Origin of the sequence: Brevibacillus sp. FSL K6-0770 (assembly GCF_038000275.1) — a bacterium.
GTDB classification, from domain to species: domain Bacteria; phylum Bacillota; class Bacilli; order Brevibacillales; family Brevibacillaceae; genus Brevibacillus; species Brevibacillus parabrevis.
The window spans coordinates 1599808-1612841 of record NZ_JBBOBQ010000001.1 but is presented as its reverse complement, the minus strand read 5'-3'; the positions used below and the strand labels follow the sequence as shown (position 1 = coordinate 1612841).

Genomic DNA, 13034 nt, shown 5'->3' with positions numbered 1-13034 from the left:
CAGGCATTATTTTTTCACTCTCTTTACTACTATTTTCACTTTCTTTACTCTTTTTTTGCCTTTTCCACATATTGGGATAGCAAAAGAAAAAGCCCCTCCCAGCAATTGGGAGAGACTTTTGGCACAGCCTATTGAATCGTCACATCGCTGACCTCGATGTAGCCGGAAGGGCTGATGTAGACGCCTTGCACATTTTTCGCGATAGCTGCCAGGTTTTCAGAGCTGCGATACGGGAGCAGCGGCACTTCGTCCATCTCGATCTGTTGCGCCTCTGCGTAGATTTGCTTGCGTTTCTCCGGGTCTTTTTCCTTGCGGGCTGCTTCGATCAACGCGTCGACTTTTGGATTGCTGTAGAAGGAATGGTTGCCTGGCACTCCGGCAGACGTGCTGTGGAACAAGTTGTACTGGTTGTAGTCGCCGTCGCCTGTGGCATTGCCCCAGCCGCTGATGAACATCTGGGCTTCGCCTTTTGCCGCCAGCTCCAAATACGCCCCGAACTCCATCACCTGGATTTGCAGGTCAATGCCGATGCCTTTCAGCTGCGATTGCAACACCTCTGCCACGTTGATGCGCGCTTTGTTGTCATTCAAGTACACGGTCGCCTTGAGTCCGTTGCCGTATCCGGCTTCTGTGAGCAATTGCTTGGCTTTGTTCAAGTCGTACTCAGGCGTCTTGATGTTCGGACTATAGCCGATTACTTTTGGACCGAGCGAAGAGATCGCGACTTTGCCGACGTTATTGTAGACGCCTTGAATAATCGCTTCCTTGTCAATCGCATGCGCAATCGCCTGGCGGACGCGGACATCGTCAAACGGCTTCATTTTGACATTCATCCCGATATGATCCACGGCAAAAGACTCGAAGCGCCCCAGCGACATATTCGCGGAGTTTTGCACCCGCTCCAGCTCCGTGACGGGCAACTGCTCGGCAACGTGCGCTTCGCCTGTCTCCACCATCGCGACACGCGTCGTGTCCTCCGGAACCGTCTTGAACACGACTTTGTCCACTTTTGGCTTCGTGCCCCAGTAGTTTTCATTTTTGACGATGACGATTTCCTGACCGGGCGTCCACGACTCAAAGACGAACGGGCCTGTCCCTACCGGGTGCTTGGCCAAGTCTTTGCCGTACTGCTCAATCGCCTTCGGGCTGATGATGCCGCCCTCGGCGCTGGCGAGGACAGAAAGCAATCCCGCGAATGGATAATGCAAAATGATCTCGACTTTTTTCGGATCAATCACTTTGACTTCCTTGATCATCCCGAACATATTTGCCTTGGGAGTCGGCTGGTTTTTGTCCAAAATGCGATTGATCGTCTTCTTCACAGCTTCCGCATCAAACGCGGTTCCGTCGTGGAACGTCACGCCGTCCCGCAAAGTAAATTCCCATGTCACATCGTCTTTCTGCTTCCATTCTGTCGCCAGAAGCGGCTTGTACTCGCTGTTGCGGTCCATCATCACCAGACCTTCGTACATTTTGTGCTGCACGACTGCCATGGAGTTGATTTGCGTACTGAAATGCGGGTCGAGGTTGTTCGCGTCAGACAGCCGGGCGATAATCAACGTACCGCCGCCAGCCGCAGCAGGGGTGGATGGCGCAGGACTGCCGGTTGCTTGTCCGGAGTTGGAGCCGGTCGAGGCCGGTTGCGATTGCGAGGTGCCGGAACAGCCTGTCAAAACGGTCGCAAACGCGACAGACAAAGCAAGAATGGAACGTACGATGCGCGTTTTCTTCAATGAAAATGCCCCCTTTGTCTCGTTGGTAAAAAGAAAAATAATGACATAACAAAATATTACTAATTTTCTTACTATTAATCTTTGCACGATCTTTACTTTCTTTTTCACTATCTTTACCTTGTTGTTTTTGAATGTTAAAAAAATCTCTACCAGGCGAGTGCCTACATTTTCCACGGTGAATTTGCCGTGCATGGCGAATCTTATCAATGGGCGGAAGATCATTCGAGTGCCGCCGTCAGATGAACGGCATCAGAAGGAGGACAGGCATGGGGATTTTTGGTGACAATTCCAAACAAGAGCCGCTGCATTATGGCGAAGTGTTTGGCGTCTGGGTTTATTTGGCGACGACAAAAGCTCTGCTCGCTGGTTATCAGACAGCGATGAATCATGCTGGCGATACGGATTTGAAGGACTTTCTCGAAGATATCATGCAAACGATGAAAAAGGAAATTGACCAGTTGGAGGATGTACTTAAAATAAACGGCGTCGCCTTGCCGCCTTCCCCTCCCGATCGGCCACTGGCTGATCGGAGCAGCATTCCGGTCGGAGCCAGGCTCAACGACTCCGAGATTGCGCTGGGAATTGCCCGGGATATTGCCGGAGGCTTGCTGACATGCAGCCAGGTCATGAGCCAGTCGCTGCGCGAGGATATCGGCTTGATGTTTGCCGAGTTCCACTTTGCGAAAGCGCACTCCGGTTTTCGTCTGCAACGCATCCTCAAGGAAAAGGGCTGGCTGATTTCCCCACCCCTGCACATGCACGCGCCAGAGCTTGCGCACGTCTAGCCTGTTGTCGTGAATAAGCACTGTCAGTGAGTGGGCAGTGCTTTTTTGCGCGTTCGGTCATTTTTGATTACGTTGAGGGAAGCAACTTGGCAAATCTCGCTGGCGTAGCGCCATAAAAAAGCATGCCCCCGCTCGTCGAGACGAGGAAGGCATGCTTTGCAGCTTGTCGCATTGTCGTTATCAAATTACTCGCTGACTTCTACAGACCAGCCGAACTTGTCTTCTTTTTCGCCATACTGGATTCCGGTCATTGTTTCGTACAGTTTGGTGGTCAACGGGCCTGTTTTTTCGCCGTTGAGAATCATTTGGTGGCCGTTCCAGTTCAGGTCGCCGACTGGCGAGATGACCGCTGCCGTGCCTGTTCCAAACGCTTCTTCCAGTTGCCCTTTTGTGTACGCCTCGTACAATTCTTCGACGGAAATCCGCTTTTCTACTACCGGGATGCCCCAGTCTTTCAGCAGGTGGATCGTCGAATCACGGGTGATTCCCTCCAAAATGCTGCCGTTCAAAGCAGGGGTCCACACTTCTTCGCCCACTTTGAAAAATACGTTCATGCTGCCGACTTCTTCAATGTATTTATTTTCTACGCCATCCAGCCAAAGCACTTGCTCGTAGCCTTTTTCCTTGGCTTCCGCCTGTGCTTTCAGAGCGCCTGCGTAGTTCCCCGCTACTTTGGCATTGCCTGTACCGCCGCGGACAGCGCGAACGTATTTGTTTTCTACGTAAATTTTCACTGGCTCCATACCATTTGCATAGTAAGCGCCAACCGGAGACAGAACGATGATCAGCTTGTACGTGTGCGATGGACGCACGCCGAAACATGGCTCCGTAGCGATCACGAATGGACGGATGTACAGCGACATGCCGCTCTCTGCCGGAATCCATTCTTTTTCAAGCGCTACCAGCTGTTTCAGCGCATCGACCATAAATTCCCCGTCCACTTGCGGCATGCTCATCCGCTCCAGGGACCGATTCATCCGCTTGAAGTTTTGCTCCGGACGGAACAGAAGCACCTTGCCTGCTTTGTTGCGGTATGCTTTCATTCCTTCAAAAATCGCTTGTCCGTAGTGGAGTACCATCGCAGCCGGATCGAGCGTCAGCGGAGCGTGCGGAACGATTTGCGGATCGTGCCAGCCTTTTCCTTCCGTGTAATCCATCGTGAACATATGGTCGGTAAAATGCACGCCGAACCCCAGCTTGTCGAGTGCTGGCTTCTCTTTTTTCTGTTCTGTTCGGACAATCGTTAGCTGACACTCCATCTTCTACATCTCCCTTGATTATTAAAATCCTGCATTTCTGAAATAAGCTTTATATATTTAAAATATCAACTATTTCGAATGATTGCCAGCTTAACTTTCCTTTTGCCAGAAACGGCTAACAGGAAAGTTACTCTATCATCGGGGAAAGTGCAGCATAAACCTCTTCCATCTCCGCTTCCGTTCCGACTGTGATGCGCAACATGTCCGCAAGGCGCGGCAGTTGATCATAGCGCACGTAAATTCCTTGCTCCATCAGCTTTTCATACAGCTCGCGCGCAGACTGTCCTTCTGCCTTCGCTGGTGGCTGGCACAAAATGAAATTCGTCTGCGCTGGGACGACGCTGAAACCGAGCGATTCAAGCTGCTTGGAAAAAACCGCCCGCGTCCGCTTGATCCTGCCTGTCGTCTCTTGCATATAGCTTTGATCGCGCAACGCCGCAAGCGCGAGATGGCGTGCGATCGCAGATTCAGGCGGATCGCTTTTGTTCCCGCCGAGGGCATCGCGCCTTTCACATTGCCGGGCATCTTTTCGATATGAGGCAAAATCATCGTCATTGCTTCTCTCCTCCATGTCGCGTGCGACTTTCTCATCCCTGCTTCCGATTCGCTTTGCAAAGATGTTATGATGTAGAATATCCTTAATTTTACAAAGACAAAGAAGAAATATCCAGTTTTCTGCTTTTTCCAGTGCCAGGAACGAAAGGAATGGAAGTCGACATGCTCCAACGGACGCGTCGTGTACGTCGGAACGTTTTCCAGAGTGTTGTGCCCCTCTATTCGGCTCAGCTATCTCGTTCTGCCTCCCGCACTGCTCGACCGCTTCCTGACGAAAAGCAACAGCTACGACCAGTACGCTGCGCCCATTTTCCAGAAAACGTTGTACCTGTTCATGGAATCGGGTGATTTTCATCGGCATGTGCGAGCGAACAGCGAAGTGATTGACTATTCCCAAAAAAGGCAGTATTCATCAGCGCAAGAAAAATGGACTGCATTTTGCAAAAACAGCGCTCTGGTTGTGCTCACGCATCCCATCAAAGATTGGACTTTTACATGGAACGAAAAGAAGGTAGTAAAGTGGGGTGATTTTTATCATGAATGAATATATTATCATCGCGATCCCGCTTTTGCTGGGAATCGTCGGCTTCGTTTGCCTGCTCCTCGGTTTGTTTGGTTACCATCCGAAAAAAATTCGCATACACCTCACCATTTCCGGGATTTGCTTTTTCTTGCTGTTCGCCTATCTCATCATCGGGTATATTTACTTGGCTCCGCCATCGTTGTTGCTGAACTTGTTTTGATTACCCGTGGGCAAAACGCAAATGATCCATTATCGCTGAGGAGGTTTCGTGCCTATGAGTAGAAAAGTCGCCATCGTCACAGGAGCAAGTCGGCTGAACGGTATTGGTGCTGCCATATGCAGAGCGTTGGCTGCACAAGGGATTGATCTGTTTTTCACGTATTGGACAGCGTACGACAAGACAATGGACTGGGGGATACAAGACGATGAGCCAGCGCAACTGCGCGAACAGTTGACCCGCTATGGAGTACAGTGCGCGTGCAGCGAAATCGATTTGTCCAAGCCTGACTCGTGGTCGCATGTCCTCGATGAAGCCAGCTCGCAGGTTGGCGCTCCCTGTATTCTCGTCAACAACGCTTGCCATTCCACTTCCGACAATTATCAGTCGCTTTCGGCTGCCAGTCTGGACGCTCATTATGCGCTCAACGTTCGCGCGCCGATCATGCTCAGCGCCGAATTTGCCCGTCGATTCTCCCAGCCTGGCAACGGCCGGATTATTCACCTGACTTCCGGGCAATCGAAAGGTCCCATGCCTGGCGAAATCGCCTATGCCGCGACAAAAGGGGCGCTGGATGCGTTCACGATTACTTTTGCCGCAGAAGTCGCTCCGCTCGGAATTACCGTCAACGCAGTCAATCCCGGCCCTACAGATACCGGATGGATGTCAAAAGAGCTGGTGCCGTTCCTCTTGGAGCGCAGCCCCATGGGCAGGATCGGCCAACCGGAAGATGCGGCACGTCTGGTCGCTTTTTTGGCAAGCGAGGAAGCGGGATGGATTACCGGACAAATCATTCATTCGGAAGGAGGATTTTTGCGTTGAGCTGCCACTTTTGCGTGTGTTGCGCGCAAAATAAAAGCACAATCCGCTATACAACAGCAGATTGTGCTTTTTGGATTGGCTTTTAGTGCAGAGCGTTACGGTTTGTTGACGATGCGAAACGACGGGGTGAACAGTTCCTTTTCGCCAAGCTGCTGATAGTCTCTCTCCACATAGCCGAGGCGCATTTTGTCAAAATAGCGTTGGCCGCGCTCCTTGATTTCCGCAAGATCAACGCCTGGCAGCACGCGGTCTTTCATTACGGTGCGTCCTGCGATGATCGACAGCTTCACATCGCGCCCGGAGCCGCACATGATCAGGGTGCGAATCGGATCGTCAACGGTTCCCATGTGGAATCCGTCCAGGTCGATCGCGATGATGTCGGCTTGCGCTCCCGGAGCGAGTCTGCCGAGATCGTCCCTTCCGAGGAAGTGGGCGCCGCCCAGTGTTGCCGCGCGGAAAATATCCGCGTAGCTGGAGTCTGCCACATCGCGCTCCTGCAAGCGGGAAAGCATGCTGGCCGTGCGAATGTTTTGGATGAAGTCTGGCGGGAACGTGTCCGTCCCGATCGCGATATTAATGCCGCGACGCTTGTAGCGGGCAAAAGATTCCAGCGCGGAGCCGTGGCGTCCGATGACGAGCGGGCAATGAATGACCGTTGTTCCCGTTTCTTGCAGGATGGCCAGATCGTCGCCTTCCCCGATCGTCGCTTCGCTGTAGCCAGGGATGAAATGCGCGTGCGGAATCGCCGTCCTTTTGCCCAGGAACCCGATTTCGTTGAGGTACTGGATGGGCGACATGCCATGGCGACGATGAATTTCCGTGTACTCGTAGCTTCCTTGCGCCGCATGCAGGCGGATCGGGCAACCCAGCTCATCGCTGTAGCGTTTCGTCAGAACCAGATTTTCCGGCGTTTGCGTCTCGATCCGCTCCGGCGCGAGCATGCCGCGGATCAGGCCGTTGTGGGCGCCGTCAAAGTCTTTGACGAACTGGACAGCCCGCTCAAGCCCTGCCCGTCCTTCCGCTTCGTTCCACAGCACTTCAATCTCGCCATTTGCCTTGACGACGCGCATTCCCGACTGGTAGCTCGGTCCCATGTACATGCGCAGTCCCAGGCGTCCTGCATGCTCCGCTGCCGCTGCCAGTTCCTCGTACGTCTCTGCCCAGCGCTTGTAAAAGACAGAGGTGATCGGCATCGCCGTCGTCACGCCGTTCAAGATCAGTTGGCTGTAGGCGTACAGCGATTTAAACGCCTCTTCCTCCGGCGTCATGACCTCGTGGTAGCCTTTGTTGTAGTACGCTTCCGACCAGAGCAAATTTTTGTTTCGCTGCGCCGACACTTCCAGATGCACGATGTCGTGGTCAATATCGCCAAGCGCGTTCAGATCGATGAACCCCGGGCTGATCACGGCATTGCCCATGTCGGTCACTTCGTCCACTTCTCCGTCATACGCATGTCCTACATACAAAATCGTCTCACCTTCGTAGACGACTTCCCCGTCTTTGATGATGATGTGGTCTTCTCCGTCGTACCCGATGACATACTTGGCTGTCAGTTTCTTTTTCATGCTGCTCCTCCCCCTTGCTTCCGGATTCGTGCTCACACTCTCCACTATCTATCTTTGTATCCTTTGCCAGTATAAGAAATATTCTGTCAAGTTTGTTTCAATTGCTTTACATGTATTTGCACAATCTTTACTACTTTTCAAAAAACGGCAAGAATTTCGCCAATAAGTAAAAATCATGCAAAAACTCGTAAAGAAGCTGCAAATCTTTATTCAAAATATTCCTTACAATTAATAGAGAGCAATGAAGCTAGGCTGGGCTTTTTTCAACGATCCTCTTACTATTTTTCATGCGAAAGGGCTGATTTTTTGTGAGTCAAGCATACTCATACTGGCTAACCAACGTTCGTCTCGATAGCGGATTTGAAACCGGAGAGGATGGGGTAGTCCACACACGCTCGGAAATTTGCCACCTGAAAATTCAGGACGGGGTGATTAACGAGATCATTTCCGCGACCAAGCCGCTCGACACAACGCTTCCGCAGCAGGACGCCAACGGACTGCTTGCGCTCCCGTCGTTCGTGGAAAAGCACAACCATCTGGACAAAACGTATGCAGGCGCTACCTGGAAGTCGTGTCTCCCTCCGAAAAAGCTGATTGATCGCCTAGAGTTCGAAGCGACAGAAATGCCGCTGATGACCGGAACCACGCAAAAGCGGGCCGAAGCGATGTTGCAGCTTTTGCTGAACGGCGGTGCCACCCATGTACGGACGCACGTCAATATTGACCCGTACATCGGCCTGAAAAACTTGGAGGGCGTACGGGCCGCACTGGAAGCGTACAGCGACCGGATGACCTACGAGATTGTCGCTTTTCCGCAGCAAGGGCTGTTGCGCACACAAGCAAGCTCCTTGATGAGACAGGCGATGAAAGAAGGCGCTACGCTCGTCGGCGGATTGGACCCTGCCGGCATCGACAACGAGCTGGAAGGTTCGCTGCGCGAGATGATGGACATTGCCGTGGAAGCTGACGCCGATGTCGATATCCACCTGCACGATCCGGGCACGCTCGGCTTTTATACGATCAAGCGCATTCTCGACCTGACAGAAGAAGCAGGCTGGCAAAACCGGATGGCGATCAGCCACGCCTTTGCTCTCGGTGATGTATCTGTCGAGGAAAGTACAGAAATGGCGGAGCGTTTGTCCCGATTGGGCACGATGATCATGACGACCGTGCCGATCAACCGAGCGATGCCTCCCGTACCGATTCTGCACGAAAAAGGCGTGCGCGTAGCTCTTGGCTATGACGGTTTCTACGATTCGTGGTCGCCGTACGGAACGGGCGACATGCTGGAGAAGCTGAATCGCCTCGTGGAGCGCTATCGCTGGGTGGACGAGCGCTCGCTGGTGCAATCGCTCTTTTTCATCACAGGCGGCAAAACGACGCTCGACCGCGCTGGCAACCGCGCATGGCCCAAAGCTGGTGACGAAGCGAACATCGTTTTTGCCGAAGCTTCCTGCTCCGCCGAAGCCATCGCCAGAAGATCGCGCCGGGCTGCTGTCATGTTCAAAGGGAAAGTCGTGCATGGGGCGTTGGAGAGAGAAAGGGAAAACTAAAGAAGACGAAAACAACCTCTCGACTGTCAGCAAGAACAGTCGGGAGGTTGTTCACAGCATCTCCTTATATTTGTCTTTTTTGCATAACCCATTGGTTCCAATAATTTTTTTCGCCGCCATTATCCATGAACTTACCTTCCATATCCCCGATGCAATATTCACAAATCGAGTACATCTCGCCCTCAAGCAAAATGTCACATTTACTGAGCGTAAGATGCTCAATTTCTCCAGGACTCACTTTTTTAGAACAATGGTCACAAACAAGAAAATCGAAACCGCTCCGCATCTTTTCACTACCCCAGGCACATGATTTTTATTATTTATATGGTACTACAGATTTTCTACCGTTTGTATCTCGTGTCAAATTGCGATTTTGCAAAGCCCTGTCATACATTCTTTCCCATTCTAAAATTTCAGCATCCGTTTTCTGCTTGTCTTTGTTATATGCAGGAGCATGCGATATCCTTGGGAAAAGTTTAAGATCAAACCCTCCTCTATAGCGCTGATACTTAGTTTCTTTTGATCTATCGGATTGAGGTACAAAGTGAGCATGGAACAGATAGCCACTCTCGTGATTGTAGATCAGATAAACAGTGTAACCGTTTAAGTCCAAGCGCTCATTTCCATAAGCTCTATCCGCAATGACAGAGCCATCTAAGTGATTCCCTAGATGTCGATTGAGATTTGTTACAAGTCTACTATTTATGTCGTATACAGCTAAAACCCTCTCTCCAATTGCCGATGTACTGGTAAACAGCTCAAGATCACCATTATTGTCTCGATCTCTATTGAGACGATTTGAGATTTCACGAACACCATCCATTGAGATATGTCGAGTAGCTGAAGTAGTAGTTCTACGTGGAATTCCAGTGAAGTCCTCCCAATGTTCCACTGCAGTATCTCTTTCTCGTACACTGTTTGTTACCGTTGATGTGTTTGCCCTATCTTCCAAGATAAGATAGGAGTTAATTGCAAGTGATGTAGATAATATTCTAAACAGCGCCGCGTGGAAAACGGCTAAGTTCGTCGTATTTATTGGCCCTGCTGCAATACTGACACTTGTTGAAGCCACCACAGCCCTTTGACTATTTTTCCCGCCTTCATCAGAAGATGCGAACACAAATGTTTTAGCAAGATACTCAGCAAAATAGTCTTCATTTCCGTTCCCAGTAAAATAATCACTCACGATCTGTTCGAATTCTTTTTTGTCAAAACTCTTTATCTTTTGAATCAATAATTCGGATTCTGATATTACTTTGTCATTTACACGTATTGCAGCTTTCCAAAGGTATTTTCCATCTTCGGTATCTACTATTTGAATAGTATAAGTGGAGTCTTCCACAGTGTTGTGAATAGCAATTTCATAATGGGAAGACGAGTCATCCAGAACTTCTATTGTAAAGCGATTATTGGATTGCTCATATTCTTCCTCTGCACTTACTTTAGGAACTGTTAAACAAGTAAACAACAGGCATGCCACTAAGAATATTTTGGACAGGTAATGAAAATAACGCTTCATTGCTTACATCCTTTCTTAATAATCTTCTTAACCAAATTTTACCAAAATATATAAATTAAATCTAATAATTTCCATTTGCAAATCAATTTGTGATCAACTTTTTTCTGCCATTTTTCATAATTTGTTTAAGAACTATTTCCAGTTTTACAAGTCGGGAGCTTTTTTCTTGTGCCACACGATACAACCAGGTCAAGGGCAGCAAGCCAAATCATCCGGTAAAGATTGACAACGGCAAAACCAACGTAATATTATATATTTACGTAAAAATGTAATTTTACGAAAGGTTGATGGCGATGACAATGGCGGCGGAGATTTCACCGGGGGTTTACATGCTTTCGCTCGATTTTCACGGGAATATCGTTCACCCCATGCTTCTGCGCGAGGGAGAAATGAGCGTTTTGATAGACACAGGCTTTCCCGGGCAAATAGAAGATTTGCGCGCAGCCATGGACGCGGCAGGAGTGCCGATCGCCCAGCTGCAAGCCGTGATTTTGACGCATCAGGACATGGACCATATCGGCTGTCTGCCTGAGATTTTGCAGGAATGCGGTCCACGTGTGAAAATTTACGCGCACGCGCTGGATCAGCCGTACATTCAGGGAGAGTTGCCGCTGTTAAAAGACAGCCACCTGGAGAATCCCCCGCAAGGCCGCGTAGATCATACAGTAAAGGACGGTCAGGATCTGCCTTTTTGCGGCGGGATTCGCGTCATTCATACGCCCGGACATACTCCCGGACATATCAGCCTGTATGTAAAAAAGAGCAAGACGCTCATTGCCGGAGATTCGCTGTACAGTGTAGACGGGATGATCGGCGGCATTCATGCCCCGACGACACCAGATATGGATGCAGCCCGGCGCTCGCTGAAAAAGTATGCAGACCTCGACCTGGAAGCCGTCGTCTGCTATCACGGGGGCGTATGCAAAGGAAACGTCCGCGAGCAAATCGTGAAGCTTGGCCAGGAATGATCGCGCGCTGTCTGTCGTCTCAGGCGTTGATTTCATAGGAAGAACGGGCTGTTTCACGAACGCATTAGCAAACAAGCATGGCTCCATACGCCAAAAAAGAGGCAAAACCGCAAGCGGTCTGCCTCTTTTTTTCTGTGAAAACATCTCGACGTTTTTCGTGAAATAGGATGTGACCGCTTGCAGTCAACAAAACGGCCATGAATGTTTTGCTGCAAATGGTACGTAACGTTTCAAGTACCTGTCAGCTTACAGCGCCCCGGACACCACATTGCCACGGAACACGACAGCCTGACGCTTCGAGCGGCGCGCTACGGCCTCCGCCACAGAGGAAGCGTGCAACAACACCATGTCTGCTTCGTCTCCTACATTCGGCCATTGGCGGTTGCCCTCTTTGTCGAGCGGCGTTTTGCCGCCTGTGATAAAGCCCAGCGCCTGGGACAAGGAACGCTCATCCTGCATGCGGAAGCGCTCCGCCAATCGTCCTGCCTTTTCCAAACTGTCTCCCTGGCCGAACGGCGACCAGTGATCGGTAATGCTGTCGTCGCCGAGCATGACTTTGACGCCTTTGTCGCGCAGAAGCGGAATCGGAATGGTCGCCTTGTTGACAGGAACGGTAGAAGTGATCGAGATGCCGAGTGCGGCGAGCATCTCGGCTACGTCTCCCGCTTCCTCCAGGCTGACGTCAGCCAAAGCGATGGCGTGGCTGATCGTGACGCGGCCTTGCCAGCCTGCCTCTTCGGTCATTTTCGCCAGACGCTTGAACGTGAAAATGCCGAGATGGTCAGGATCGTGCAAGTGAACGTCGATCGGAGCATCCGCTTCTACCGCCAGTTCAAAAATCGTCGCCAGCGATTTCTCGATGTTTTGATCGACAGTCGCCGGATCGACGCCGCCGACGTAGGTCGCGCCCATTTTCAGCGCCTGGCGAATGTTCTCCACCTGATTGCTGCGCAAAAGCCCTTGTTGCGGGAAAGCAACGACCTCGCATTCCAACTTGCCGCTGAACGTTTCCATGGCAGCAAGTGTCGCCTCCAAGTTTTTCAGGCCGATATACGGGTCGATGTTGCAATGGCTGCGAATTTTCGTCGAACCGGCGGACAAAAGCAGTTCCAGCATCTTTTCCGCGCGCTCCTGCGCCGTCGGCAACAGCTTGGGCATCAGTCGGCTCTCTTCTTCCAGACGCTCCAAAATGCTTTTGACCGGAGTGACCGCTTTCCAAGGGCCGCCGTAGTACGTCTTGTCGATGTGGATGTGCATGTCCTGAAACGACGGTACAGCCAACAAGCCGTTCGCATCTTTGACAGGCAGTCCGCTCGCCCCTGCCTCGTCGCCATAGGCGATTTGGGCAATCCGGCCGTCCTCGATCAAAAGGTGCGCCAGCTCTGTGTCGGTTGCGACAATTTTGCCATTTTCTGTCCGGTATCCACGCTCCAGGCGAACGTTCGTAATCCAATAGGCTGTAGACATGTATTCATAACATCCTTTCCAGATGGGATTTGTAAAAAACCGTTGTCACCGCGCAAGGCTTGCCGCCG

General features: G+C 51.0%; 12 protein-coding genes. 6 read left to right on the top strand and 6 right to left on the bottom strand.

Features of this window, described 5'->3' with window-relative positions; translation table 11 throughout:
* Positions 1–128 precede the first annotated feature (128 nt).
* Positions 129–1733 (bottom strand): glutathione ABC transporter substrate-binding protein, encoded by a 1605-nt coding sequence (locus tag NST23_RS07940; RefSeq protein WP_173596199.1) that lies wholly within the window; start codon positions 1731–1733, stop codon positions 129–131.
* Positions 1734–1999: 266 nt separating this feature from the next.
* Here NST23_RS07940 and NST23_RS07935 point away from each other — a divergent pair, with 266 nt between their 5' ends.
* Entirely contained in the window at positions 2000–2518 is a 519-nt protein-coding gene (locus NST23_RS07935; RefSeq protein WP_122963108.1) for a DUF3231 family protein, read from the top strand.
* A 185-nt stretch (positions 2519–2703) separates the two neighbouring features.
* On the opposite strand, the gene NST23_RS07930 is transcribed toward NST23_RS07935, so the two are convergent.
* Both NST23_RS07930 and NST23_RS07925 read right to left on the bottom strand, forming a co-directional pair.
* Positions 2704–3777: a branched-chain amino acid aminotransferase gene (locus NST23_RS07930; protein WP_122963107.1), complete on the bottom strand. Its 1074-nt coding sequence runs from the start codon at positions 3775–3777 to the stop codon at positions 2704–2706.
* 127 nt (positions 3778–3904) lie between these two features.
* The gene (locus NST23_RS07925; RefSeq protein ID WP_122963106.1) at positions 3905–4348 is read right to left on the bottom strand and encodes an aminotransferase class I/II-fold pyridoxal phosphate-dependent enzyme; all 444 of its coding nucleotides are present in this window, start codon (positions 4346–4348) and stop codon (positions 3905–3907) included.
* Positions 4349–4513: 165 nt separating this feature from the next.
* Here NST23_RS07925 and NST23_RS07920 point away from each other — a divergent pair, with 165 nt between their 5' ends.
* The 3 genes from NST23_RS07920 to NST23_RS07910 are packed head-to-tail and all read left to right on the top strand — an operon-like array spanning position 4514 to position 5894.
* Positions 4514–4876 (top strand): hypothetical protein, encoded by a 363-nt coding sequence (locus NST23_RS07920; protein WP_233454203.1) that lies wholly within the window; start codon positions 4514–4516, stop codon positions 4874–4876.
* On the top strand, positions 4869–5075 hold the full coding sequence (locus tag NST23_RS07915) for a hypothetical protein (RefSeq protein ID WP_122963105.1): 207 nt from the start codon (positions 4869–4871) through the stop codon (positions 5073–5075). The genes NST23_RS07920 and NST23_RS07915 overlap by 8 nt, the downstream gene beginning before the upstream one ends.
* A 54-nt stretch (positions 5076–5129) precedes the next feature.
* Positions 5130–5894 carry an SDR family oxidoreductase gene (locus NST23_RS07910; protein ID WP_122963104.1) on the top strand — a complete coding sequence of 255 codons (765 nt, stop codon included), beginning with the start codon at positions 5130–5132 and terminating at the stop codon, positions 5892–5894.
* Between the two features lie 95 nt (positions 5895–5989).
* Here the strand turns inward: NST23_RS07910 and NST23_RS07905 are convergent, their stop codons facing one another.
* Complete coding sequence (locus NST23_RS07905; protein ID WP_122963103.1) at positions 5990–7459, bottom strand: amidohydrolase family protein; 1470 nt, start codon at positions 7457–7459, stop codon at positions 5990–5992.
* A gap of 308 nt (positions 7460–7767) precedes the next feature.
* Between NST23_RS07905 and NST23_RS07900 the strand changes: the two genes are divergently transcribed.
* Positions 7768–9012: an amidohydrolase family protein gene (locus NST23_RS07900; RefSeq protein ID WP_340963495.1), complete on the top strand. Its 1245-nt coding sequence runs from the start codon at positions 7768–7770 to the stop codon at positions 9010–9012.
* Between the two features lie 316 nt (positions 9013–9328).
* Here NST23_RS07900 and NST23_RS07895 read toward each other — a convergent pair whose 3' ends face one another.
* Entirely contained in the window at positions 9329–10531 is a 1203-nt protein-coding gene (locus NST23_RS07895) for a hypothetical protein (RefSeq protein ID WP_340963492.1), read from the bottom strand.
* 293 nt (positions 10532–10824) lie between these two features.
* Here NST23_RS07895 and NST23_RS07890 point away from each other — a divergent pair, with 293 nt between their 5' ends.
* Positions 10825–11499: an MBL fold metallo-hydrolase gene (locus NST23_RS07890; RefSeq protein ID WP_340963488.1), complete on the top strand. Its 675-nt coding sequence runs from the start codon at positions 10825–10827 to the stop codon at positions 11497–11499.
* A 246-nt stretch (positions 11500–11745) separates the two neighbouring features.
* Here NST23_RS07890 and NST23_RS07885 read toward each other — a convergent pair whose 3' ends face one another.
* Entirely contained in the window at positions 11746–12966 is a 1221-nt protein-coding gene (locus NST23_RS07885; RefSeq protein WP_340963485.1) for an amidohydrolase family protein, read from the bottom strand.
* Positions 12967–13034: the final 68 nt, after the last annotated feature.

Coding starts and splice junctions, on each gene's coding strand:
- NST23_RS07935 (WP_122963108.1), top strand. CDS start 2,000: ATGGGGATTTTTGGTGACAATTCCAAACAAGAGCCGCTGCATTATGGC.
- NST23_RS07930 (WP_122963107.1), bottom strand. CDS start 3,777: ATGGAGTGTCAGCTAACGATTGTCCGAACAGAACAGAAAAAAGAGAAG.
- NST23_RS07925 (WP_122963106.1), bottom strand. CDS start 4,348: ATGGAGGAGAGAAGCAATGACGATGATTTTGCCTCATATCGAAAAGAT.
- NST23_RS07915 (WP_122963105.1), top strand. CDS start 4,869: ATGAATGAATATATTATCATCGCGATCCCGCTTTTGCTGGGAATCGTC.
- NST23_RS07910 (WP_122963104.1), top strand. CDS start 5,130: ATGAGTAGAAAAGTCGCCATCGTCACAGGAGCAAGTCGGCTGAACGGT.
- NST23_RS07905 (WP_122963103.1), bottom strand. CDS start 7,459: ATGAAAAAGAAACTGACAGCCAAGTATGTCATCGGGTACGACGGAGAA.
- NST23_RS07895 (WP_340963492.1), bottom strand. CDS start 10,531: ATGAAGCGTTATTTTCATTACCTGTCCAAAATATTCTTAGTGGCATGC.
- NST23_RS07890 (WP_340963488.1), top strand. CDS start 10,825: ATGACAATGGCGGCGGAGATTTCACCGGGGGTTTACATGCTTTCGCTC.
- NST23_RS07885 (WP_340963485.1), bottom strand. CDS start 12,966: ATGTCTACAGCCTATTGGATTACGAACGTTCGCCTGGAGCGTGGATAC.